Genomic DNA, 24,209 nt, shown 5'->3' on the forward strand with positions numbered 1-24,209 from the left:
CAAACAAGTTCCGTTCCAGGACTTTTCAGTAATCTCTTTCACAGAATTGATCGGTTTGAACCGTATCTGGCCCCGTTTTGTGCCCTGGCACGAAGCAAGACTCGGGCCGGATACGAGTTCAGTGCTACGTTGGGGAGTGGAAGTGATGAAGCAACCGATGGCACGAACTTCGCTCATAGCCTCGCCCCCTAGGCCCAGACGGGTCGGGCTGCGCTGCGCGAACTGAAGGGGAGGAGCTCGTCATGGGCATGGAGATGAAGCTCCAGTTCAAGCTGTCCCAGCAGCTGGTGATGACACCACAGCTGGTGCAAGCGATTCGGCTGCTGCAGCTCTCGCGGCTTGAGCTGGTGGATGAGATAAGGAAAGAACTCGACGGCAACCCGGTCCTGGCCGATGACGGCACCGATCCGAAGCCGAAAGAAAAGGCCGCCGTCACCGATTCTGCGACCACGGTGTCCGAGTTCACGCCGGATGCCCGCCTCGATGTCGATGGAGAGCGCTTCGAGCGCTCCGACACCGCCCTTCGAGATGCCGAGCGTCGCGCCAAGGAGACGGACTGGGAGCAGTTCCTCGAGAACAGACAGCTTCAGCAGGCGCTCCCGTCGTTCCGGGGAGGCTTCGAAGAGATGCCTCCCATCGAGCAGAACCTCACCAAAGCGAGCTCACTCCAAGACCACTTGATGTGGCAGCTCCAGCTCAGCGACTTCGTCGACAACGAGCGCCTGTTCGCGTTGCTGGTGATCGGCAACCTGGACGAACGAGGCTACCTCGATCTCAAGGGTGGCGAAGTAGCCGATGGAACCAAGTCGCCCGATCTGACGATCTCGGACCTGGCCCGCGAGGCCGGACTCAACCCTGAGGACGCCGAGGAGGTCCTCGCCATGATCCAGCGCTTCGACCCCATCGGGGTTGCCGCGCGCGATCTCGCGGAGTGCCTGCGGGTGCAGGCTGAGGTGCTCGGCTTCGACGATGTCGAGATGGCCATCATCAAGGACCACCTCCACAACGTGGAGCGACGAAACTTCGGCGCGATCGCCAAGGCGCTGAAGATCGCTCTGGAGGAGGTCTACGAGTCCGTCCAGGAGATCCAGAAGCTCGAGAGCGTACCTGCTCGGAACTTCGCCGAGATCGACGAGAAGACGATCGCCATCACCCCGGACGTCTACGTCATCAAGGATGGTGACCAGTTCGTGGTCACCGACAACGACAAGGGGCTCCAGCGGCTCTACATCAACGAGGGCCTTGCGCAGAAGATGCTGAAGGACCCCAAAGCCAAGGAGTTCATCAGCGAGAAGCTTCGCAGCGCTCAGTGGTTGATCCGCGCCATCGAGCAGCGACGGCGCACGATCATCAAGGTCACCGAGTGCATCGTGGAGAAGCAGCGAGAGTTCCTCGAGCGAGGCGTCGCCTACCTGAAGCCGATGATCCTCCGGGATGTCGCCGAGTCGGTGGGGATGCACGAGTCGACGATCTCGCGTGTGACCTCGAACAAGTACGTGCACACACCGCAGGGACTGTTCGAGCTGAAGTACTTCTTCAATTCATCCATCCACCGCGTGGCCGACGAGGACATCGCTTCGGAAAGCGTGAAGCAGGCGATCAAGAAGATCATTGCTTCCGAGGACAAGAGCAATCCCCACAGCGATCAGGCCATCGTCAAAATCCTCGAGGATCAGGACGGCATCAAGATCGCGCGACGCACGGTCGCCAAGTACCGCGAGATGCTCGGCATCCTCAGCTCCTCGAAGCGCAAGAAGATGTTCTGAGCCCGCTTTCGAGCGCCTGCATGGAAAGCTCTACGTTCACCTCCACGGCGCTCTTCGAGCGCTTTTTTGCTCCCCTCTACCCCCAGGATGCGCTCGCGGATCTCGGGCTAGCCCGCGCCACCGACGCAAACCCCGCCGGGAATCCCTCGATCTTGAAGCAGCTCGAGGAGGCGGCCACGATCTTTGCCAAGCTCGCCCCGGCGGCGCTGGGGCTACCGGAGCTCGCGCTCGACTTCTCCGATGATTCGGTTCATCGACTCGCCGCAGCGCTGAGTCGCGAGCGCCGTGACCAGTGGCTCGCGCCACCTGCACCCGACCAGCCCCCGCTCCTCGTCACCTTGGTCATCCACGGTGCTCTCTACGTCGGCGCGTGCATCGTGAAGAACCACGGGGGTCAGTGGCAGGTGCGACGACCCCTCTGGGAGTCGCAGGTCCGTCTGGACTCTTCTGCCGGGTCGGCCGATCTTGCCATCTTCCACTGGTGGCTGAAGGCCCTCTCGGACGAAGAGGTCGACAAAGGCAGGCTGGCCGACCGTTACCGCACCCACGTGGAGGTCCCCACCTTCGATCCGGAGCGGCTCCCCGTCATCGCCTCAGCCGACCGCCGGCTACCCAGGCTGGCCAAGGTCCGCTACGACCTGCTCTACAAGCATCTTCGAGCGCACCTCCCTGAGCTCCGGAGTGTGGGAGACGACTTCCCCTCCCCCGAACGCTTCGATGAGATGGGCTTCCGGTGGCTCGACTTTCTGCTGCTCGGAGGCGGACGAATGCTCCTCCTGCACGGTCCTGGCGCGCAGGGCGTTCACCTGTTCTGGATGGACCTGGGCGGGTTCGTCCAGTCTGCGTTCTACCAGGCGGATGCCTTTCCAGAGCACGTCGTTCAGGTCGAAGACGATCGCCTGCAAGTCATCGTGTCCATCTCTGGCCAGCCCCGGATGCACGAGATGCTCTGGTGGGGGACCTAGCCTCGCTGGAAGCGCTGGCGCCCGCCACAGCCCCGACGCTAGGCTCCGCGCGTGCTCGCGCCTGACGTCCGACTCGAGGGGTACACCGCGACCGACTGGCTCCGCGTTCTCTCCCTCTTCCAGCCGAAGCACGCCGTCGACGAGACGGGCTCGTTCAAGCGCTTGCCGGGCGGGGTCGTGGCGATCCACACCGCGGGGCGCCTGCGGAAGCTCGTGCACACCCAGGTCGGCAGGCTGCAGATCGAGACGGCCGCCCTCTCCTCGCAGACGGCGTCCGAGCTCGAGCAGGCTCCAGGGACGTCGCTCGTCTCGGCAGAGCTGCTGGCCGAAAAGCACCACGCCCGCTGGGCCCTCTCCCTCGAGAGCGGCACCCTCGAGACCATCATGGAGCAGTTCGGATCGCAGGTGCGGCGGGGAGACGATCTCTCCACACAGACCCTGCTCCTCGCCCAGCTGTTCCACAGACAGTACCAGGACAACCGGATCGACCTCTGGCCGCGCCTGCGGGGTGTGCCCCTGCCGACGGCCGGCATGGTGCGAGGAACGATCGACTCCGTGTGCCCGATCGGCAAGACCATGTTGATCGGCCTCTTCGAGAAGGGAGAGCTGTGGACCTGCATCGCCCTCCGGAGAGGCTCGCGTGGCTTCAACCTCATCCTCGGTCCCGATGAGGTTCGGGAGGACATGGGGCTGCTCTCAGGGGACTGGCGTCGTGATTACCGGCACCTCGGCCGCGCCATCGAGCACCGAGCAGGCCCGCTCTCCTTCGGTTGCTTCGCCGAAGCATCCACCTTCAAGAGCCTCGAAGTCGATCCCAGCCCTGGCGCCTGGGCGCGCGCCGTCGCCGTACGAGAAGTCATCCTCTCTCCGGTCACTCCTGCCCTCGGCATCCCCCTGGGGATCGATGCGGGGCGTGCTGCGCTCGCCGCCTTGAGGAACGTGGTGGAGCGGGTCGATCCGGCCGGCGTGGTCACCAGCAGCTGGGAGCGAAGCTGGGTTCATCAGCACGCTCCTCAGATGTCCGACACGATGCGCTCCGTACTGGAATGGACGCGTCGTGAGGACCTGACTGCGGTTCTCGGCTTCCACCCCCTCGAACTGCTGCGTCGGCTGCTCAGCCGCGAACGATGAGCCGGTCAGGGCTCATTGCGGCAATGAGACCCTCGACCTGACCCGCAGCGGAGGTCGCCTCTCCAGCAGCTCGGCGGCAGCTGCCCGCACCTGGCGCGGGACGTCGGACGCAGCCGCAACCTGCATCAATTCTGGCCGGATCAGCAGCCGCACCAGCGGCACCGCGATCTCGGCCGGGGAGCCCGGGTTCTGCACCACGGTCATCCTGACACGCGGCCGTTGAGACCACCTGGGGTGCCGGGCAATCTCGCAGATCGCCTCGATGTACGCCGGGCGGCGCGCCGCCATCCGGATCACATCGTCCTCGGTGAGCCGGGGATTGCCCAGCAGGTTCCTCACCACGAGCGGATGTGGATCACGCAACAGTGAGTCCAGCGCAGCGCGGCTGGGTCGACGCGCGAGGGCCCGTCGCTCACCCAGCGTCAGCACCCGACCCGTCGCCGACGTCGCGAGCAACCGCTCATCGCTCGTGTTTCGCTCACGAGCATCCTGACCGCGGCGCGGGCGCCGCAAGAGCCGACCCAGGGGGAGCAAGGCCGCCGTCGCCGCGACCTCCCTCAACGACTCGACACGCTCGCCAATCCCGGGGTCGCTGAGCGTCGGCATGATGGCGCCCAGAATCTCTCGCGCGACAGCATCGGCTTGCTCCGCTGCGCCGCAGATCTCGTCGAGTGCAGCGGCCAGCTCCACCAGCGGGGCATCGAGAACATCGCGTCTCAGCACGGCCACCCGGAGCTCCACCTCCTTGACTGCGGAGGCAGCCGTACGCCAACGCCGGACCAGATTTCTCGAAACGCTCCCCATGCTTCAACGATAACGCAAGCGTACAGGTGCATGGCGTGGATCGGCGTGGACGAGCTGGCTCGAGGGAGTATTCTGCCCTCCCACAGCGGAACCTTGTCCGCGAATAGACGCAGAGCGCGTCTGCCATCGTCACCCTGCGGTAGGTGCCCACGCCACACCGCCGATGCCAACGGAAGGCGCAATGACCGAAAAGATAACCTTCACGTCGAAGACAGGTGAGCTCCTGACGGGCGAGCTCGTTCTACCGCAGGGGGCAGACAAGGCGCCTGCCGTGGTGCTGATCCAGGAGTGGTGGGGCGTGAACGATCACATCCGCTCATTGCTCGAGCGGCTCGCTGCAGCAGGGTTCATCGCCCTCGCGCCCGACCTCTACCATGGTCAGGTCACGCGCGACGCAGAGGAAGCTGGCCGGCTCATGACGGCGCTCGACAAGCCCCGTGCGCTCGGCGAGATCGCAGCCGCTGTCCAGCATGTCACCACACTCCCGCGCAGCAACGGCCGCGTCGGCGTCATGGGTTTCTGCATGGGAGGTGCGTTCGCGTTTGCAGCCGCGGCAACCGTCCCCGAGCTCGGCGCCGTCGTTCCATTTTACGGCATCCCCACGCCCGCCCCCGACTACACCACGGTGCGCGCTCCCGTCCTCGCTCATTTCGCGGCACGCGATGAATGGGCCAAGGCCTCCGATGCCGACCAGCTGAAGAGACAGCTCGAGTCCCTCGGCAAGTCCATGGAGCTTCATGTCTACGATGCCAATCACGCGTTCATGAACGATACTCGCCCCGAGGTGTACCACCCTGAAGCGGCAAAGCTTGCGTGGGACCGCAGCCTGGAGTTCCTCCGCACGCACCTCGGATGAATGGCGCTTCGCCGCACACGCTCGGACCGCTGCGCGCTCCGGGCTCCCCTTCCAGCATCGCTGGGTCCTGGTTCGTCCTGCAAACGAAGGCGAAAACACTGCCCCGGACAGAGCGCGAGGCCTGTCGACTGACGAAGACTGGCGGGCAGCGGAATGATGGATTTATGCTCTCTCAGCAGCGGCTGCCATGAAGATCAAGGGCTCAGCCCTCATCCATACCCGTAACTTTTTGAACAAGAGCTGGGGCTCCGAGCTGACCACTGCCTTGATGGCCAAGCTCCCTCCGGCCTCGCGCGAGATCTTCGGTTCGGATCGGCTCACCAGTTACGGCTGGTACCCCGTCTCGGTGTGGAACGCCGTGGTCGACGAAGCCGCACGCTGGCCCGGTAAGAGCGGGCCATCCATCGTGCGAGACATCGCTCAGTACGTGTCCCAGCAAGACCTCACGCTCGCCCACAAAGTCCTGCTCAAGCTCGGCACCCCGGCACTCGTCATGCGCCAGGGCAGCGTCTTCTGGAGCACGTACTTCAACGGCGGCGATCTGATCGCCCACCAGATCAGCGACCGACGCTTCAGGATGATCCTGCACCTGGGCACGGACTCGTCCAACGACCCCGGTCGCCTCACCTGCCGGGAAGCCGTCACCGGCTGGCAGGAGAACGCCATCCGGCTGTCGGGAGGCTACGGGGGCCAGAGCATCCACGTGAAATGCAGGTTCGAGCGTCACCCAGTCTGCGAGTACGACGTGAGCTGGTCCCGCTGAGCGCCCGACAGCGCTCAGCGCATCCCTCTCACGGCTTCTGAGCGATCGCGAACAGGTTGACCCCTGCATCCTCAGTGCGCACCGTGAGACGCGCACCCTGGAATTTCGAGCGCGAGAACATCGTGTGCATGTCCTCCGCCGTCCGGTGGATGAGCTCCCACTCCACGACGTGATCCATGAACGCCTTGTTCGGGTTCGAGGCCTCGAAGTTCCCGATGACGGCCATGCCACCTGGCAACAGGCGATCGTAGATCCAGTCGATCATCTTGATCACCAGCTCGTCTCGCAAATAGTCCGTCAGCCCGATGCTGTAGATCAGGTGCTGAGGTTGCAGCATGGTGTTCCCACGACCGTGAGCCAGCCGCACCACGTTGTCCTGCGTGAAGCTGAAGTGCTCCTTGACTCCGAGCACATCAGCGATCCCGGCGGCATAGGTCAGCGCCTGGTTGTCGATGTCGATGCACGTCGCCTTCAGGTCCGGTAGTGGTGGACCTGAGAACAGATCGAACAGTTCCCTGGCTGGCCCGCTCGCGAGGCTCGTCACCGACATGGTGCCCCCAGCATTGGCGCGCAGCGCGTCCTGGATCACCGCGCTCAAGACGCCGCGTCGGTTCTTCACCGCGCGGCAAGCCGCAATGTCCAGCGCCCAGCGATCGATGTAACGGCCGAGTCGGCCATCACCAGCCGGCTCGTCGTTGTAGATCATCTCGATGGTGAAGAAGTCCCCGGCATACCCACGCGGCTTCATGTAGGCCCGCTCGAGGAGACGGCTCAGCATGAAGAACGAGAACGTCTCCCGGAAGACGTAGGCACCGAGCCCCTTCTCCAGGTGCCGATCGGACACGATCTGATCGCGCAGGCGGTTCATCATCATGGAGCAGGCGCTGCTCACCTTCGCCTGGATCTCGGGCTCACCCGCTTTGCCAGCCTTCACGAGCCGGTCGGCGCCCATCATCTCGGTCTTGAACTCTTCGACCGCCTCCACGAGCTTCGGGGGAAGATCGGTCGTCCCCACCTGGCCGGTCCGGACACCATGGAACCGCCTGACCTGCGGGACGTCTTCCACGAGCAATGGCGGCAGCATCGCCGTGTTCTCACGCAGCCGCTTGGCGAGCATCACCGCGAGCGACTGGTAGAACCGCGCTGCCAGGCCTGGCACCGAGCCCAGCAAGGAGTGGACGTAGGTCCCCTCGATGACGTCGACCTCCGTCTCCTCTCTGGCCACCACCGAGGCACTCGCGGCCGCGCTCTCCAGAAAAGACACTTCGCCGAACACCGCGCCGGGCCCGAGCTGTCGGATGCCCACGCCCCGCCCGAGGTGAGCCACCTCGACGCCGGCGATCCCGCTCTTGATGACGAAGACCGCCTGACGACGGGATCCCTCTTCGAGAATCAGCTCGCCGGGCTTGTAGCGGACACGAACTGCGCGCTCGAGGAGCAGCCGCTCGTCATCCTGCGTCAGAAACTCGAACCCTACGCTCATCGTATCTCCGACAACCAGTCCCGTGTCCGCGGGAGCCTGAGCCGGAGGCCCTGCGCACCGGACGGTTGCTTTCTGGTTCGCATTCCGTCGGTCGAGGGCCTCGGCTCGTACGAGAGGACGAACTGCTAGGGCACGTTGGGCGCGCCAGGGGTGATGGTAGTCGAGAACGCCCAATCCGAGGCGGCATTGTTGGTGTCCACGCCATCCGGAATCCGGCATAGCGACCCGGCCACCGTGTTGCTGTCGGCAACGGATGTCGGAAGCGGTGTCCCCTCGACCAGGCTGACCGTGCCCACGTTGGGGATGTTCACGGAGGTGATGGATCCCTCGTAGGAGAGCGCATCCACGAGCGTCCCCGTGATGGTGTTGACCAGCGCGATGCCATCGGGCGCACCATTCTGGATCCTGTCGGACTGGCTACCCGTGAAGTTGATCTTCAGCGCTGTCGCCGGCACCTGCACGGCCGTGCTTCCAACCACCAGGTACTGACCCGCCGCGAGCGTTCCCGCGGACGCGAGGCTGATCGTGCCGTAGACCGAGTTGTTCGACCCGTTCACGAGCACCACGGCATACCCCGCGAGATCCACGGGCGCACCGGTCCCGTTGTAGATCTCCACGAACTCGGCACCGTCTGCGCCCACCTGGTCGTAGTCCACCTCGTTGATGACGAGGCCACCCATCGGCGCCACCACCTCGAGCGTCGACGTCAAGGTGACGGCGCCCAGCGTCGCGCTCACCGTCACCATGCTCTCCACGTCGGCGTCGACATAGTCGAAGCTCGCGCTGACCTGACCCGCTCCCACGGTCACCGTGCCAGGGACGGTCCCCGCCCCGGGCGGCGTCACGGCCAGCGTCACGACCGTACCCCCCGCCGGAGCCGGCAGATCCAGGGTGACGGTCAGCGCGATGGAACCACCTGGCGCCACCGTCCCCGAGGGCGGGGTGAGCGACGCCAGCGTCGGAAGCTCCGCAGGCCCGAGGACCCTGACGTCAGCCGTGAGCGACACCGCATCGAGCGACGCCATCAACGTCACCGATGGCGCTGCCGTCACACCATCCACCAGCACCACAGCGCTCGTCGCGCCAGCCGGCACCACGACGCCACCGCCCACCACATTGATCGCAGGATCGGCGGACACCACCGAGACGGGCGTATCCACCAGCGCCGCGTGGGACAGCGTCACCGTGAGGGGCGTCGGGGTGGTCGGCACACCCGTCTCGCCCTCGTACACATAGGAGAGGGGAGGCCCGAAGCTGGACAGCGTGGGGGGACCGAGCACGATGTCGCTCGCTCCCCGCACCTCGAGCTTGAAGGTGTTGTTGCGGTAGTTGAGGACCCCGCGCACGGCCGTGAACGTCGTCCCCACCTGCGGGAACGGGCTCACCAGGTACATCAGGTCGTTCACCCTCAGGTTCCCGTTGAGGATGAACTCGTTGTACATCAGGTCCAGGCCGATCACCGACACGTCGTGCACCTCGACGAGCACCCCTTCGAGTGGCCGAGCTGTCGCACTCGCCACCAAGCTCGCCGTCGACGCGACCACCGGAGGCGGCAGCGCTTCGTTCTGAGACTGTTCGACGACCGCCACCGGGGAGGTGAGCTGAATCTGCCCGTAATAGTCGGACACCAGCGCGCTGGTCAGCGAGACCCGGTCTCCGACGGCGATCCCCGTCGACGACCCGAACACGTAGACACCCGAGTTCGCCGAGCCCTGGTAGCCCGCATCCCCCGGCTTGACCTGGAGGAAGTACCCCCCGGTGTGGCGCCCGGTGACCAGCGCATTGCTGACCGAGACCGTCGATCCCACCGTGACCGTGCCACTCTTGATGGCGTAGATCGTCGCGGGGCAGCCCGCCGACCCGGGGTTGTAGTCGTTCGGGCACGGATCGCAGACGTCGCCCTTGCCGTCGTTGTCTGCATCCTCCTGACCGGGATTCGCGACCGTCGGACAGTTGTCGATCGCGTTCGGGATGCCGTCACCGTCGGTGTCGTTGGGATCGGGCACGTTGCAGAGCGTCGTCCCGGCATCCATCGGGCAGACGTCGCAGGCATCGCCCAGTCCATCGTTGTCCTGATCGGCCTGCCTCCCGCCGTCCAGTGGCCGGACCGGGTTGAAGACCGACGGGCAGTTGTCCTCCGCGTTCGGCACCCCGTCCCCGTCGAGATCGTCGGCCGAGGGCTCTCCGGAGTAGAGGCTCGATCCCTGCACCGAAGCATTCGTCGCGGAGCGCTTCGGGGCACAGAGGGGCTCACGCTCGGGCTCCCCGCAGAAGAACGCGGGATAGATCGACGCGCCTGCGCTCGTCGCGAGCTGCTCCAGCGACATCCCGATGTCACCGCTCAAGCAGAGCTGCTTGTCAGACCCGCAGACATCCATGTTGTCGCAGGAGCCGGTCGCCGGGATGGCCGCAATCACGGCCGCATCGCCGTAGAGCGCCTTCCCACCACGCAGCACGAGCGTCACGTCCTGAGGGTCGGCGTCGATGATGGCACGGTGGTTCACGCGGACACGACCGTCGAAGATCGCGATGTCGCCCACCTTGCCTGGTGCGAGCACGCCGATGACGTCGTCCGTACCCGTGACCGCGGCGGCGGCGGAGGTCGTCATCCGCCACAGATCCTCGTCCGTGAAGAAGTTCCCGTAGTAGTTTTTGTTCAGGTTGTCGGCGCAGCGCAGCTCGCGCAGCACGTTCATCGAACCCGTCGCCACCCAGTCCGTGCCCAGCGCGATCTGCACCCCGAGTCGCGCTGCGGCCGTCACCACCGCCGTGTCGCCGTAGAGCGTGATGTTCGAGCGTGGCGACCAGATGAGCGACGTCCCGTTCGCCGCCATCGCGGCATAGTCGGCGGCGACCAGACCCACGCCATGAATGAAGGCGCTCTGGGGCTGGACGATGTTGTTCGGATCGGTGTTCAGGCAGATGAACTCGTTGCGGGCCGACGTCTCGATCCCCTCGGCCACGTGCGGCAGGTACGCAGACTCCCCGGCGATGTCCGCCTGGGTGACCATGCCCGGGTAGTTACAGCCCGAGGTCCGCTCGATGCCGTTCGAGTCACCGAGCGGGAACGTCTCGTACTCGACCTGCGCGTGGTTCAGCCCTTCCTGAGCCGCCCGATCCAGATTGCGCAGTAGACCCGTCGCGCTACCCGAGCCGACGAGCGAGGTCGCCCCACCCAGCAAGTGCCTCAGCTCACCCCAGCGGATCTGGTTGGCGCTCGCGTTCCCTGGCGTGTTGATCCGCGTGTGCCCACCATTCCCACGGCGCCAGTCGTGCCGGTGCTCGTAGCGCTCGTCGGTCGGCGTATAGGGCCAGTTCTGCGTGTAGGTGATGTGATCGTGCGTGTTGATCAGCCCCGGTGAGATCACGCCGCTCGGGCAGGTGATCCGGGTCGCCCCCGCCGGCTCTTCGCAGTCGCACCCGACGCAGGTGATCAACCCCTGCGCATCGACGACCACCGAACCGCCGACGTAGACCACCCCAGGCGTCAGCACCCGCCCCTGGATCAACCGCTGCGCGTCTCCTGCGCCGACCTCGCACACCGCCCCATCCGGCAGCGGCACGAGATCCTCGCAGACCACCTCGGTCACCGCCGACTTCGTGCAGTCCGGCTCGCAACCATCGCCCGGCTCATCGTTCCCGTCGTCGCACTGCTCCCCCGGGTCGAGCACGCCATCGCCGCACGTTCCTTCGTCCCGACAGGACGCCGAACATCCATCCCCTGGCTCGGTGTTCCCGTCGTCGCACTGCTCGCCAGGCTCCAGCGTCCCGTTCCCACAGACCGCCGTCTCCTCCTCGACCTGGCAGGTCGGAGAGCACCCATCGCCGCTGTCACGGTTGCCGTCGTCGCATGCCTCTCCCGGATCGACGACGCCATCACCGCAGCGCGTGTTCTCGAGCTGGCACGTCGCGGAACACCCGTCCCCGGAGTTGGTGTTCCTGTCGTCGCACTGCTCGCCTGGATCGACCCGCCCATCACCACAGGTGCCGCTCGGACTGCAACTGCAGCCGCTGAACAGCACCATGCCGAGCACCGCGACACAGAGCCCGAGAAAGCCGAGCGGAGATGAGGATGAAGGAGCCGCTGAGCGCGCGACGTGGCTCCGAGAGGGGCGAGGACGCATGCCTCCACTCTAGGCGAACTCCCTGATCCCGGGATCGCCGAATTCGCGCGTACGGCCGTTCCAGCCGCAATGTCGTCAGGGAGTCGTCGTGCTGTCACGCAGGCGCGGGGTGCGTCGCCACCTTCGCGCACCGAAGGCGATCCCCAGCACGAAGGGAACCGACACTGCCCACCAGCGGCGCTCGCCCGCACCTGCCGCAGTGCATCCACAGCTGTCTTGCCCGCCTCCACCTCGGGGATCCGCCTGAGCGCCTCCCGTGGTGGAGAGCCCGCCGCCTGCAGGCCCGCTCCCCCCGACGCTCACGCTCGTCCCCCCGCCTTCTCCCGCGTCTGCCGTGCAATCCTGCGCGGCAGCCTGCATGGCTCCCAGCGCTTCCTTCGCCGCACCATTCGGATCGACCAGTCCGTAATACAGGTCGGCAGCCGGGACATCGCGGAACATGGCCCAGCTCACGCCAGCGACATCGTTTCGTGATGCCAGCAGGCCGTAGGTCACCGAGAGGTTCTCGGCCTGGAGAGATTCACCCAGCAGCAAAGACGACCACCCCACCTCGGTGATCATGAAGCGAGAAGCATCGCCTCGCTCTCCCGCCAGATTCCGCAACGAGTCGAGGTAGGCATTCGCCACTGCACCGTCCGTCGGGAGGTTCTCGTTGACGTAGAGCTGCACCCCGAGCCGATCCCAAGGATAGCGACGGCCCGTGCTGGCTTCGAGGTCGTCCCAGAGCGGCTGCGCATACAGCTCGTCGAGGTAATCCTCACCCGAGAAAAAAGGGCCGCCCTCGTCCGTCAGCAGTCCGCCCGAAACGAGCGAGACCGCGCCCGCGTCCACGAGGACACGAACCCGGCGGTAGACTTCGGACATCATCGTACCGAAGACCCGCGGCAGAAGGTAAGTACAGCCCGCAGCTTGAGGCTGGGACGCGTAGCCGGGGTTCGTGTAGCAGTTCGGTGCCAGCCAGACTTCCCAGCGCGACACGCGCGTCGCGAAGCGCTCCACCAGCGAGGCCGACGTCGACGCGAACGCCTCGACGAAGGCGTTGTTCCCGTCACCGTCACCGTCATCGTTCCACGCCGCCTGGGAGGAAGGCACCACCCCGGTACCGAGCACGGCGACCGGCTCGAGCCCTGCGGACCGAGCTGCATCGAAGACGGCTGCATACGCGGCGAGCCTTTCTTCGCTCCACTCGTCTCCCCCGCCGAGCTGCATGTCGATCCGGACGGACCCGACCCCGGAGGAGGCCACCGCCGCGGCCACCGACTCGTTGAAGGACGCAGGCGCGGCGACACCGTAGAACGAGCACGGGACACCGGGCGCCGCGAGCGACGGCACCGCGCCACACAGCAGCGCGAGGAGGCTCGCCATCCCCACGGCGCGACGCGAACGCCGCTCATCCTGCCCGAATCCCCTTCGTCCCCTGCCGGCGCCTCTCATGCGTCGACGTTACCTCACGATCCCGAAGGGGGCGAATCCCGGGCCACGTTCCAGACCTCGTCGTGCTCGGGACGCCGCAACCCGAGCTGTGGTAGGAGCGCAGAGGTGTCCGCTCAGCGCGAACCGGCCTCGGACGCCGGCGTCATGAAGACCGAGGCGCCCGCTCACACCTTCGGCGCTTGGCTCCGTGGCGCGCCGCTTCCAGCGCGCTTGCACCTGGTGCTGGGCCTCGTCCTGCCCGTGCTCGCCCTTCTCGTGAACATGGTGCGCCTCGCGCCATTCACGATCGACGACGCGTACATCTCGTATCGCTACGCGCGCAACCTCGCCGGCGGCCTGGGGCTGGTCTACAACGCCGGCGAGCACATCGAGGGCTACACCAACTTCCTCTGGACCGTGCTGCTCGCAGCCGGCATCCCGCTCGGCCTCGACCCCGACCTCGTGGCCAAGGTCCTCGGTGGCGCTGCGGCTTGCGGGAGCCTGGGGGCCGCCTACCTGCTCGAGCAGCGCCTTCTCCCTGCACGCAGCACGCCGTGTTTGTCTCCCTGGCTCCTCGCCAGCTCCATCGCCACGGCCGGCTACGCCGTCTTCGGCCTGGAGACGTCCCTGTTCGTGTTCCTCGTCCTCGCCGGCACCGAGCAGATGTTTCGCGAGGAGGATCGGCTCGAGCGCCGCACCGAGGCTTCAGCCGGCGCGGCCACCGCGCCCCGCGCCTCCTGGTCCACCCTCGGCGTCTTCCCCTTCTCCGGCTTGCTCTTCGGGCTCGCCGGGCTCACGCGGCCCGAAGCGCCGATGTTCCTGGGGATTCCCATGCTGTTCCTCGGCCTGCGGTTCTTCGGGCTCAGGAACCTCGTGCGCGGCCTCCTGTTCATCGCCCCCGTGGGCCTGCACATGCTGTGGCGCCACGCCTACTATGGCACCTGGCTCCCCAACACCCTCAGCGCCAAGACGGGCGACCTCACGGCCCAGCTCCATGGTGGCGCCCGGTATCTCTCCGCCTACGCGCAGCACGCCTGGCCTGCGCTGCTGCTCTCCCTCTACGGCTTCTGCCTCGCCCTCACCCTCAGGCACCGCCGCGCGCTCTGCCTCGGCACCGTCGCACTCGCCGTGCTCGCCTATGTGCTCCTCGTGGGTGGCGACTGGATGCCGGCCCATCGGTTCGTCGCGCCGTTCGAACCCTACGCCTTCGCACTCGCCGGCATGGGTGGACGTGCGTTGCTCGACACCGCCCTCGCCTGGGGCGCCTCGTCCACCCCCACGCGCGGAGTCTCAGCGAAGCGGGGAGCCACCTGGTTCCCGAGGGCCGCACTCATCGCGATGACGTGCGCCCTCCTCGCGACGGGAACCCACCGCAGCATCATGCTCGGCCGCGCTCACCGTCGCATCCTCCTCGATGACAAAGTCTTCTGGGACAGCGCCGCGGGAGGCGTCGCCACCTGGTTCGAAAAGCATGGGCAGCCAGGCGCAATCGGCATCGGCGACATCGGCTACATCGGCTATGTCACCGACTACCCCATCCTCGACCTCCTGGGGCTCGTGGATCCGGTGATCTCCCGCCTTCCTGGCGGCTACACCCAGAAGACGGGGGCGGGCTACGTACAGCACGTCTTCGAGCAGATGCCCCGTTACTTCGTCTTCGTGGGCAGCAAAGACGGCTGCGATCGTCTCCCCTTTCCGGCCCAGGAAAAGCTGCGGCGAGACCGTCGCTTCCAGCGCGCCTACCAGGTCGCGGGGCGTATCCGACACAGCAAGAATGGCTACTGGTGCATCTTCGAGCAGCACGCCGAGCGGAGCCCGGACACCATGCCGCCCTCCACGCCTGCACCGACGCCGGCCCTCCCCGACGACGACGCCCTCCTCCCCTGACAGGGACGCCCGCTCCACGGAGATGGAGAGCGCTTCACGCGCTCGCCACTTCACGCTCGTCGCTCAGCTGTGCCACACCTTGCGGAAGGCGTCGGCGAAGCGGGTGGCGGTGCCCTGATCGACGGGATCGCCCGCGCGACCACTCGCCCGGAGGCACGACCCCACGATCACCCCGTGCGCGCCGCACAGCGACGAAAGCGAGTCCACCGTCACGCCGCTCGCGATCAGCACCGGCACATGCACGGCTGCGCGCACGGCCTCCAGCTGCGCTCGATCCGCCGCACGCCCGGTCCCGGAGCCAGTCACCAGGAGCGCGTCGGCGAGCCCCCGTCCAGCCGTCTCCTCGGCCTCCTCTGCGATCGGACGCGGGGTGAGGGGCGCAGAGTGCTTCACGTCCACGTCGCAGAGCAGGCGCACGGCCGACGCCCCCAGCTCACGCCGCAGCCGCAGCGTCTCGTGAGCGCGCCCTTGCACCAGACCCTGATCGGTGATCCGCGCCCCCACGTGGACGTTCACCCGGATCATGCTCGCGCCAGCCGCCACCGCGATCGCCAGCGCCGCTTCCGCGTCGTTGCGGAGCACGTTCACCCCCAGCGAGACGGCTGGCGCCGCCCCCCGCGCCGCGAGCGCGGCCGCCGTCATCGCCGCCACCGTGATCGCCGGGACGCGCTCCGGATGGAACGGCGCGTCCCCGAAGTTCTCCAGGATCACCCCCTCGAAACCCGCGGCCGCAAGCGCCCGCGCGTCGGCCGCCGTCTGCTCGAGAATCGGCCCCAGCTCGCCTGCAAACCGAGGGCTGCCAGGCAGCGGGGGGAGATGGATGACGCCGATGAGGGAAGGGAGCGAGTCGCGCATGAAGGTGTCCGTGAGGAGCGCAGCCTAGCCCGTCACCTGGACCAGGTGTACCCCTGCTGCTTCACTCAGCGGTCCCTCCCCCGGCGCCGACTTCTGCTAGCCTCGCGGCCCCATGCCCTGGCTCTGGTACGTCGGCCCCATCCTGGTGGTCGCCATCTATCTGATCACGCTTCTTCCAGGCCGCTTCGAGCGTCGGAGGGAGCGCGAACTCACCCGCTGGCGCGAACTCATGCGCCCCACCACCCCGGGCGAGGTCGATGGTCCCATCCCTCGACAGCACATCCCGGCCGAGTTCGTACGCCCCCTCGAAGAGCTCGGAGGCGGCATCCAGCTCGCTCGCTTCGAACTCCACGAGAAGCTCGCCTACGTCGCCGTCATGGGCCCCGACCTGCACAACAGCAGCGAGTACCAGGCCGTGATCACCCGGCTGGCCGAGCCTGCGCCCAGCATGCGCGTGGCGCCGCTCGCCATCATCGACGGGCACCGCGTCGCGAACATCGGCATCAAGCTCAAGAAGGATCCTGGCTTCAACGAGCTGTTCCAGATCGACGGCAAGGAAACCAAACGCATCACCAGGTGGCTGAACCGACGTGTACGCGACGCCCTCCGCGAACTCCCTTACGCCTGGCTCGTGACCACCGATCGGACGATGGCGCTCGCCATCCACGGACCGGTCGACGCCGATCGTCTCTACGCCCTGCTCACGGCCGCTGACGCCATCTTCGCCGAGCATGGTGACGAAGACGGCCCCTCTCTCTTTTACGACGAAGAGGACGAAGCTGGCGACGAGCGCGAAGACGCGCCGGACGACGACGAGGACGGCACGAAAAGCGCGAAGCCCCCGACCAAGAGCACCTCGAAGGAAGCCCCCCGCTCCGCAGGCCGCGCGGGGTGAGGTCCCTCTCGGTGCGGTGCAACGAGGCCGCGCCGCTGTCGCTCCCCGAACGGTGCACCGACGGCTGCGCCTCGCGGCACGAGCGCTGACCGGAACGAAGCCTCGGCGCCCGGTCGAGGCGCGCCCGAGGCCTTCCCACCTGCGCGCAGACAAAAAAAAGCACGCTGCAAGCCTCGGGGGGGGATCGAGGGCTTTGCAGCGTGCGAGTAAACGCGCCTCACGGGCCTCGGGGGGGGGATCAAGGTCTCCGCGGCGGCGCTGGCCGAACAGATTGCAGCCCTTGTGCCAGCCTTTTTTGAAGAGCTTTCAGGTACTTACCGGGCCAGTCCGCAAGTCCGAGTTCACATCTGAACGACACGTCGGAAGACCTGCAACCCTCCCCCCTGGAGGCGGCTCACTCCACCAGACCCACCACCCGTTGCTGCCTCGAAAGCTCGGCAGCCTCCTTCAGGGACTCGAAGATCTCCCTGGACGCAGGCAATCCACGCAGCACCAGCTCCGGATCGCTCGTGTCTTTCGTGAACACCCGGATCTCGGCCACGCCCAGGATCCGCTCCATCAGCGACTGCCGCAGATCCAGGTCCTGAACCCGCCAGAGCTGGAGCGTCTCCACACGACGTGACAGGAGCCCCGCCTCGTAGTCGATGGTCCGCTCGGTGATCTTGTAGCGAATGCTCTTCCGCTTCCAGTGAAGCACGGCGAGCCAGATCAACCCCACGACCACCAGCGACAGGATGGAGGCTGCGACGTAGGACCAGAACCAGGCTTTCCAGCTCGGCGTCCCCTCGTACACCACGCGTGGCGCGCCCGGTGTGGCCAGCGCACTCGACCCCCCCACCACCGCCAGGGCGTTTGCCGTCGGCAAGGGCTGGGAGCCATCCAGCATGCTCCCGCAGAAGCGGCACTTGATCGCTGCGTCCTGGATCGACTCGGCACAGAAAGGACACGGCTTCACGCGCGGAAGCCTAGCACCGGCAGGACGACGGCACCTCAGCCGACCCGGCCATCGCCCGCCCTGCTCGCTGTGGCGAGCAGCACGCGGAGCCGTGGCATCATCGCCGCGATCTCCTCCAGCGACACGGCTCCGACCGAAAGCCTGAACCACCCCGTGTCCTCCGTCGACCCGAAGGCCTGGAAGGGCACCACCGCCAGCCCTGCCCCTTCCAGCAAGAGCTGCCGGATCTCCTCGTTGCTCCGCGGCCTCCGCTCGCCCACCGTCGCCCCCACGAGGTCGAACCGAACGGACAGATAGATGGCGCCTTGAGGCGCGATCGCATCGACGGGCGCGCCGTCTCGCTTCATCGCCATGAACCCGTCGAACAGCGCATCGAGCCGCTCCCGCACGCGCGCCTTCATCGGCACCTGAAACGCACGAACCGCGTCAGGGCGACCCAGGAGCGCCGCCGTGGCCATCTGCTCCGCCTTGGGTGCCCACGCCCCGACGTGCCCGAGGATGTCGGCCATGCGCCGCCGCAACGCGGGCGGCATGAACCCCCAGCCGACCCGCATCCCCGTCGCGCACAGCGACTTGGAGATCGCGTCGAGCAAGATCGTGTACGGAGCGACCTCGGGCACGAGCGAGACCGGCGTCGCATGCGCGGCATCACCGAACGTGAGCGACCAGTACACCTGGTCGAAGATCAGAAAGACGGGGCGCGCCCCGACCTGCGCTCGGCGCCGGTTCTCCTCGACGATCAGCGCCGCGATGCGGCCCAGCTCCCCTGGATCGATGACCGTACCCGTGGGATTGAGCGGCGAGTTCAGGAGCACCGTCCTCGCCGTCGCCAGATGAGGCTGGAGCGACGCTGCCGTCGGAAAGAAGTTGGTGCTCGCTTGCACGGGGAGCGGCAGCGGCGTTGCCCCGGCCAGGTAGGCGTAGTGGTTGTTGTTCCAGGACGGCACCGGATAGACGGCCACATCGCCCGGGTCGAGCAGCGCCCTGTACGTCGCGTAGAGCAGCGGCCGCGCTCCACCCGCCACGAGCACGGCATCGAGCGGATAACGAAGCCCCAGCTCCTGCTCGTAATGGCGAACCAGCGCCTCGCGCAGCGGCAGCACGCCATCCGAGGGGGGATAGTTCGTGTGCCCGTCGGCGAGCGCGCGCTTCGTCCCCTCCAGAAGCTCGGTGGGGATCGGGAAGTGGGCTGGATCGAAATCACCGACCGTCAGGTTGCACACCTCCACCCCACGGGCCTTCAGCGCGCGGATCTCCGCCGCGATGCGCAGGATCTCCGAGCCAATCACGCCCCGCGCGAGCCCCGAGAGGCCCACGTCGGTGGCGTCGAGCGTTCCGAACTCCGGCGTCACGACCCTGGTGCTCATGCTGCCCGATCTATGGACCAGCGCGCTGCCACGAGCCCGTCGAAAGACCATGCCAGGTTCACGGGTCCCGCTCCTCCGAGTCCACGGAAGGATTCCCTCGACACCAGATCACTTCCCGGGGTGGCGGGGGCGGTACATCCGCGCGCTCATCACAGAAGTGATGGCACTCGAAGTGGATCTCGACACGGCGAAACGGCTGCGCGCGACAGGCCTGCCGCGCCATCCACTGCCTCAAGGAGGCGCGGCGCGCCATCGCGCCCATGTAGCCGTGCCATCGCAGGTTGCGATGGCGCCGCACGCCGCCGCCCTGCGGAGCACCTTCCAGAAGGAGCGGCGTCACCTCTCCGCTCGCGTGGAGACCGTCCACCCGGAACCAGCCGCTCGGCTCCCGGAGGTCCACGTACATCGACCACTCCTGCGCCAGCACAGCCCATGCCAGCGGCGTGGCGACGGACGCCGGAGGCCGCGCCGCTGGCCACACGCTGCTCACGTTGGACCCGAGCGACAGCGCCGCGAGCGCAGCGCCGAGCCCCTCTCGCCATCGCACCGGCGGAGACACCTCGACGCCCGGTGACGGCAGCGACACTCGCAGCCGATCCCAGCCCCACGACGGAACGAGCGCGAGCAGCGCCACGATCGAGACGAAAGGAAAGATGCCGACCTGGAGACACAGCGCGATGCCCACGTGCAGGGCGAGCAGGGCGAGGACGACGCCGGTGCGTGCCCTCGCTGCCCCGGCCGGCAACGCCAGAAGCGCCAGCGGAGCCCCGATCTCCAGCGCCAGCACCCCCCAGGTCACCCCCGCAAGGAGCAACTCGTGGCCCAGCCAGGACGCCACCCAGGGCGACACCGAGACATCCTGGAGCGCGAGCCCGACGGCGTGACCGCCCCGCCACGCCGGGCTCTCCCGCAGCTTGATGAGCCCCGCGAACAGGTGCACCGCGCACACCTGGGCCACGATCGCTGCGGTCCCAACCGACACGAGGAGCGGGGCGCGCACACCGCGCACATGGACCTGCGATGCACCTCGTCCATCAAGTGGCGCGAACGCGCACCAGAGCAGCAGCAGCGCCAGCAGCTGGTCTCCTCCCGAGAGCAGCGCCGGGTTCCGGTGCTGGATCGAGACCGCGAAGATCCACGAGAGGAGCGCCGACACCCGCGGAAACACGCCCCACGCGAGCGCCAGGGCGGCCAGGGCGGCGAGGACGAACAGCACCACGACGACGCCCACCGAGCCTGCGACGAGGTGGAGCGACATCGGCGGCAGCGTGGCGTCCGGCTCGATCAGCGCCGCGCGCGGGAGCAACCCCTGATCGGTGTAAAAGCTCGCCAGATCCGCGGCCCGGCTCATCAGATCGGCGAGCACGAGCCCCCCGAGCCCCACCCGCAGCGCCCTCAGCGCGCGCGGGTCGAGCGCGAAGCGCGCACACAGCGCCTCGCGGAGCCTCGCCCCCTCAGCCACGACGACGGCTCACATCGCGCTGACGATCACGGGTGTCGATGGACCGTTTCCGCCGCCGGGCCGCATGGCACCCCAGCCCTCCGGCAAGGCCGGGTCCGTCCATCCGAACAGCCAGTGACCATCGAGGGCCGAGACGTTCACGCACTCGGCGCTCTTCGGGTTGCCGAAGTCCTCGTGCCAGTAGGCCACATGCAAAGCGAGCGGCGCCTTGAGGTACTGGATGGCCGGCACGTCGGTGAACCAGAGGACCTTCGGCTCCCCGTACTTCTCGTTCGACATGGTCGCCGCCCGCTCCTTCCACTCCACGGGGAAGAAGCCGGTCGCCGTCGTCGCGTAGCGCGTGTGGTCGTGCCCCGGGACGGGCACGCCCCCTTTGCCAGGCGAGAACAGCGTCGCGTACACCGGCCGGTTTCCCTCGTAGGCCGTGAGCGTGCCGGGCAGGATCTTCACCTCGATCCACTTGCTCCCTGGGCTCACCCCGCGGGGCAGCTCCGGGCGCGTGCGGCTCACCGTCACGTCGGCCTCGTCCACCAGCACCCCGGGCTCGTCGCGCAGCTCGAAGAACGCGCGCTTCCCGATCGTCACCCGCGGCTCGAGGATCGCCACCGGCGACTTTGCCGAGACCCCCCCCGCCTCGCGCACCACGCCCTCCTCGGACCTCCGGTACTTCGGCTTCGGGTCGTGGGTGCGGTTCCAGGCAAGCGGCAGCTCCAGTCCCTGCCCCAGCGTCACCCCCTTGAACTGCGAGCGCTTCACGGCCCGCACCCGGTCCGCTGGCACGACCATCAGATCCGGCGTCAGCAGCCACACCCGCCCCAGCGCCTCGAAGGCTTCCGCGTAGGCCAGCATCGAGCCGTTCGGGATCACCCGCCATACCAGCGTCTTCGGGTTGCGGAGCCCGCTGCCCACCTTGCGCCGGTGCCCATCGAACACGTCCTCGGGCGCCGGGTGGGACGCCGCGATGGGCGCGGTGGTGAGCAGCTCCTCGTGCCCCCGCGACCACTCTGCGAGCTGGACGAACGACCCGGGAGGACCGAAGCGCTGCTCTGCCTTCTCCTGCTCCTCCAAGGTGGGGAGCCTGCTGTACATCGGCGCGCCATTCGAGAAAGCATACTGGTAGGGCCACACCGCGTCGGGATCCGGGGCCCTCCGGCTCAGCGCCACATACGTCGGATCCTGAAGGTCCAGGGTGGTCCTGTAATCCAGGCACGCATACCCCCTCGGCGCCACACGGTAGAACCCGCGCGGACAGCCTGCCCCTTGCACGGGCTGATCGGACAGCAGCGGGACGCTCGTCCCCAGGCGGATGTAGCCGAGCGCCAGGCCCTCCCGCGCTGGCTTCCGGTAGATGTAAGCGAAGTGATCGATCGCGGCCAAGCGCGGTCGTCCATCGTCCGCGACCGCCTTCTCCGAAAGTGGGGCTTCTGGCGAGACCTGCAGCGCCACCTCGGCAGCGCTCGTCCCATCGGAGTTCGCCGGCGCCACGGGGGTCGACCCTTGCGGGAGCACCTGGGCCTCCCGCGCGGCCTCCATGCCGGTGGCGCCTGGCCCCGGAGAGACCGGGCCCGCGCCAGCGGAGCGATCTGGAGAAGCCCCTGCGCAGCCCACGAAGGCGACGATCATCACGGCACTCGAGGCTGAGCGCCGGCGAGCAAACGCTCGGAGGCCGCGACCACGACCAGCAGGCATCTGCGCCGCGTAACGCGGACCCTGCACGCCGGCCAAGAAAGCGACGGCGCCAGCAGAGCAGGACCGGGCGGGCACGGTTCGCCCGCAGTGTCCGGCATCGAGGTTGCCTTGCGGATCGGCTCGTGCGCCTCCGTGTCACACCAAGGCAGCAGGAGGTCGTCCAGGGAACCCTGTCTCGGAGAGGCGTGAGGAGAGTGACATGAGCTGGGATTCTGTCGTCATCGGCTCTGGACCGGAGGGACTGACCGCGGGCGCCGCCCTCGCACGCGCCGGCCATCGCGTCCTCGTCCTCGAAGAGCGCGATGTCCCCTGGTGCACGGCGAGAGCCTTCACCATGAACGACCGAAGCGCAGACCCGGCAGCCCACATCGTCGGCGATCTGCACGAGGGCGGAGGCCTCCGGCGCATCTTCGAGGGCCTCGGGGTCGGCCCCGAGCTGAGCTTCTGTGAGCTCAACCCCGACGGCTTCGATCGCCTCCTCATCGGCGAGGAGCGCTTCGACCACCCCAGGGGGCTCACCCGCTGGCAGGAGCGCCTCGCCGCACGCTTCCCGGGCGAGCGCGCCGGCCTCACCCGCTACTTCGAACTTCTCGGCCGCATCCACGAGGAGCGTGAACGCTGCGCCTCGCTGCGCGGGCCCGAGCTGCTCAAGGCGCCGTGGATGGCCCCGACCCTGCTCCGCTGGGGCCTCCTCCCCCTCGGCGCGCTCCTCGAGCGCTGCGTCCGCGATCCCTTGCTCCGCGCCGCCCTCAGCGCGCGGGCCCCTGCGGGCGCGCCGCTCGCGCTCCACGCCGCGATGGCGGCCCACCACGCGCAGGGCAGGTATTACCCACGTGGCGGCGCTGCCCGCATCGCGCAGGCCCTCATCCGCATCATCCGCCGGCGTGGCGGAGAGGTGCGCGCGCAGACCCGCGTCACGCGCCTCCTCCTCGACAGGAACCGCGCGGTGGGTGTCGAGACCAACCTCGGAGAGCGCATTCATGCGCGACGCGTGGTCTGTGACGCCGCGCTGGTGCGCCAGCTCGGTCGCACCCCACCCGCCGCCCCCGCTCGAGACCCCGCGCCCCGTCGGCATGCCCTGCGCCCGGTGCGCGTCACGTGCACGGTCGATCTCGACCTGCGCTCGATGGGCTTCGATTCCGGCAATGTCTGGTGGTACCGCGACCGGGACGCTGCCCTCTCCGGCGGGACGACGCACGACCTCGATCGCGCCGACATCCAGCACCTTTTCGTCTCGGTCACGACCCTGAAGGATCCAGCCCACCGACGTGACGGGCTCCACGCCGTGGAGCTGGTCACCCGCCTCCCGGCGACGCTCGTGACCCGCTGGGGCCACGACCTCGGCGCGCGCATGCTCGCCACGGCCGAGCGGCTCCTCCCTGGCGTTCACCGAGCGGCCCGCCTGCCGCAGGTGGAGATCGGCGCCCCTCTCTCCCTTCCAGACGCGCGCGTCACCGTCCGCTCGGCGCTCCAGAGCGCCACCGAAGCCCTCCTCGAAGGCGTCCCCTTCCCGGGACCCCCGCCTGTCGAACGCCTCTCCACGTACCGCACGGGCGCCTTCAGTCATGGCCTCGCAGGTGCGATCCGGGCTGGCCTCGTGGCAGCGCAGCGCGCGCTCGGCCTCGAACGACCCGAGGATTGCCTCGGCGCCCCCACGGGCACTTTGCGTGTGTATCCAGCCGACCGCCCGGAAGAGTGGCTCCCGAGCACGGACGAAACCCGCGACCCGACGCCTCCTCGGCGGCTCCGTCAGGCGGCGTGACCTCGGGCCCCCTCGCTCTGGCCACGGTCCCT

At 67.7% G+C, this 24,209-nt stretch carries 17 protein-coding genes; 8 read left to right on the forward strand and 9 right to left on the reverse strand.

The annotated features are described in order from the left end of the window. The first annotated feature begins 242 nt into the window (after positions 1-242). Genes rpoN through CMC5_RS00220 form a run of 3 tightly spaced genes read left to right on the forward strand, consistent with a single transcriptional unit; the run spans position 243 to position 3,862 of the window. Entirely contained in the window at positions 243-1,766 is a 1,524-nt protein-coding gene (gene rpoN / locus CMC5_RS00210) for an RNA polymerase factor sigma-54 (protein WP_050428522.1), read from the forward strand. A 20-nt stretch (positions 1,767-1,786) separates the two neighbouring features. Next, positions 1,787-2,731, forward strand: a complete 945-nt coding sequence (locus tag CMC5_RS00215) for a hypothetical protein (protein ID WP_050428523.1) — start codon at positions 1,787-1,789, stop codon at positions 2,729-2,731. A 51-nt stretch (positions 2,732-2,782) separates the two neighbouring features. After that, on the forward strand, positions 2,783-3,862 hold the full coding sequence (locus CMC5_RS00220; RefSeq protein ID WP_050428524.1) for a hypothetical protein: 1,080 nt from the start codon (positions 2,783-2,785) through the stop codon (positions 3,860-3,862). Positions 3,863-3,874: 12 nt separating this feature from the next. On the opposite strand, the gene CMC5_RS00225 is transcribed toward CMC5_RS00220, so the two are convergent. Beyond that, entirely contained in the window at positions 3,875-4,591 is a 717-nt protein-coding gene (locus CMC5_RS00225; RefSeq protein ID WP_050428525.1) for a hypothetical protein, read from the reverse strand. A gap of 238 nt (positions 4,592-4,829) precedes the next feature. Here CMC5_RS00225 and CMC5_RS00230 point away from each other — a divergent pair, with 238 nt between their 5' ends. Next, positions 4,830-5,522, forward strand: coding sequence for a dienelactone hydrolase family protein (locus tag CMC5_RS00230; RefSeq protein ID WP_082362115.1), 693 nt, complete (start codon positions 4,830-4,832; stop codon positions 5,520-5,522). Between the two features lie 187 nt (positions 5,523-5,709). Then, positions 5,710-6,285, forward strand: coding sequence for a hypothetical protein (locus tag CMC5_RS00235; RefSeq protein ID WP_245678192.1), 576 nt, complete (start codon positions 5,710-5,712; stop codon positions 6,283-6,285). A 28-nt stretch (positions 6,286-6,313) separates the two neighbouring features. On the opposite strand, the gene CMC5_RS00240 is transcribed toward CMC5_RS00235, so the two are convergent. From CMC5_RS00240 to CMC5_RS00250, 3 genes are all read right to left on the reverse strand, one after another. Next, entirely contained in the window at positions 6,314-7,768 is a 1,455-nt protein-coding gene (locus tag CMC5_RS00240) for a cyclic nucleotide-binding domain-containing protein (protein ID WP_050428527.1), read from the reverse strand. 125 nt (positions 7,769-7,893) lie between these two features. Beyond that, positions 7,894-11,793 carry a DUF4215 domain-containing protein gene (locus CMC5_RS00245; RefSeq protein WP_082363340.1) on the reverse strand — a complete coding sequence of 1,300 codons (3,900 nt, stop codon included), beginning with the start codon at positions 11,791-11,793 and terminating at the stop codon, positions 7,894-7,896. A gap of 174 nt (positions 11,794-11,967) precedes the next feature. Then, entirely contained in the window at positions 11,968-13,257 is a 1,290-nt protein-coding gene (locus tag CMC5_RS00250; RefSeq protein WP_050428528.1) for a hypothetical protein, read from the reverse strand. Positions 13,258-13,431: 174 nt separating this feature from the next. On the opposite strand from CMC5_RS00250, the gene CMC5_RS00255 reads away from it, so the two are divergent. Continuing rightward, a complete protein-coding gene (locus CMC5_RS00255) occupies positions 13,432-15,192 on the forward strand; it encodes a hypothetical protein (RefSeq protein ID WP_179955506.1) in 1,761 nt (586 codons plus the stop codon). A 63-nt stretch (positions 15,193-15,255) separates the two neighbouring features. Here CMC5_RS00255 and CMC5_RS00260 read toward each other — a convergent pair whose 3' ends face one another. Then, on the reverse strand, positions 15,256-16,047 hold the full coding sequence (locus CMC5_RS00260) for a BtpA/SgcQ family protein (RefSeq protein ID WP_050428529.1): 792 nt from the start codon (positions 16,045-16,047) through the stop codon (positions 15,256-15,258). Between the two features lie 112 nt (positions 16,048-16,159). Here CMC5_RS00260 and CMC5_RS00265 point away from each other — a divergent pair, with 112 nt between their 5' ends. After that, positions 16,160-16,942, forward strand: a complete 783-nt coding sequence (locus tag CMC5_RS00265) for a hypothetical protein (protein ID WP_050428530.1) — start codon at positions 16,160-16,162, stop codon at positions 16,940-16,942. Positions 16,943-17,336: 394 nt separating this feature from the next. Here CMC5_RS00265 and CMC5_RS00270 read toward each other — a convergent pair whose 3' ends face one another. The 4 genes from CMC5_RS00270 to CMC5_RS00285 are packed head-to-tail and all read right to left on the reverse strand — an operon-like array spanning position 17,337 to position 22,349. Continuing rightward, positions 17,337-17,897, reverse strand: coding sequence for a PH domain-containing protein (locus CMC5_RS00270; protein WP_050428531.1), 561 nt, complete (start codon positions 17,895-17,897; stop codon positions 17,337-17,339). 35 nt (positions 17,898-17,932) lie between these two features. Next, on the reverse strand, positions 17,933-19,264 hold the full coding sequence (locus CMC5_RS00275; protein ID WP_050428532.1) for a pyridoxal phosphate-dependent aminotransferase: 1,332 nt from the start codon (positions 19,262-19,264) through the stop codon (positions 17,933-17,935). Positions 19,265-19,322: 58 nt separating this feature from the next. Next, the gene (locus tag CMC5_RS00280; protein ID WP_050428533.1) at positions 19,323-20,726 is read right to left on the reverse strand and encodes an HTTM domain-containing protein; all 1,404 of its coding nucleotides are present in this window, start codon (positions 20,724-20,726) and stop codon (positions 19,323-19,325) included. Positions 20,727-20,735: 9 nt separating this feature from the next. After that, positions 20,736-22,349 carry a L,D-transpeptidase family protein gene (locus CMC5_RS00285; protein ID WP_050428534.1) on the reverse strand — a complete coding sequence of 538 codons (1,614 nt, stop codon included), beginning with the start codon at positions 22,347-22,349 and terminating at the stop codon, positions 20,736-20,738. Positions 22,350-22,614: 265 nt separating this feature from the next. Between CMC5_RS00285 and CMC5_RS00290 the strand changes: the two genes are divergently transcribed. Further along, positions 22,615-24,177, forward strand: a complete 1,563-nt coding sequence (locus CMC5_RS00290; RefSeq protein ID WP_050428535.1) for a phytoene desaturase family protein — start codon at positions 22,615-22,617, stop codon at positions 24,175-24,177. Positions 24,178-24,209 lie beyond the last annotated feature (32 nt).

Source organism: Chondromyces crocatus, assembly GCF_001189295.1.
Taxonomy (GTDB): Bacteria; Myxococcota_A; Polyangia; order Polyangiales; family Polyangiaceae; genus Chondromyces; species Chondromyces crocatus.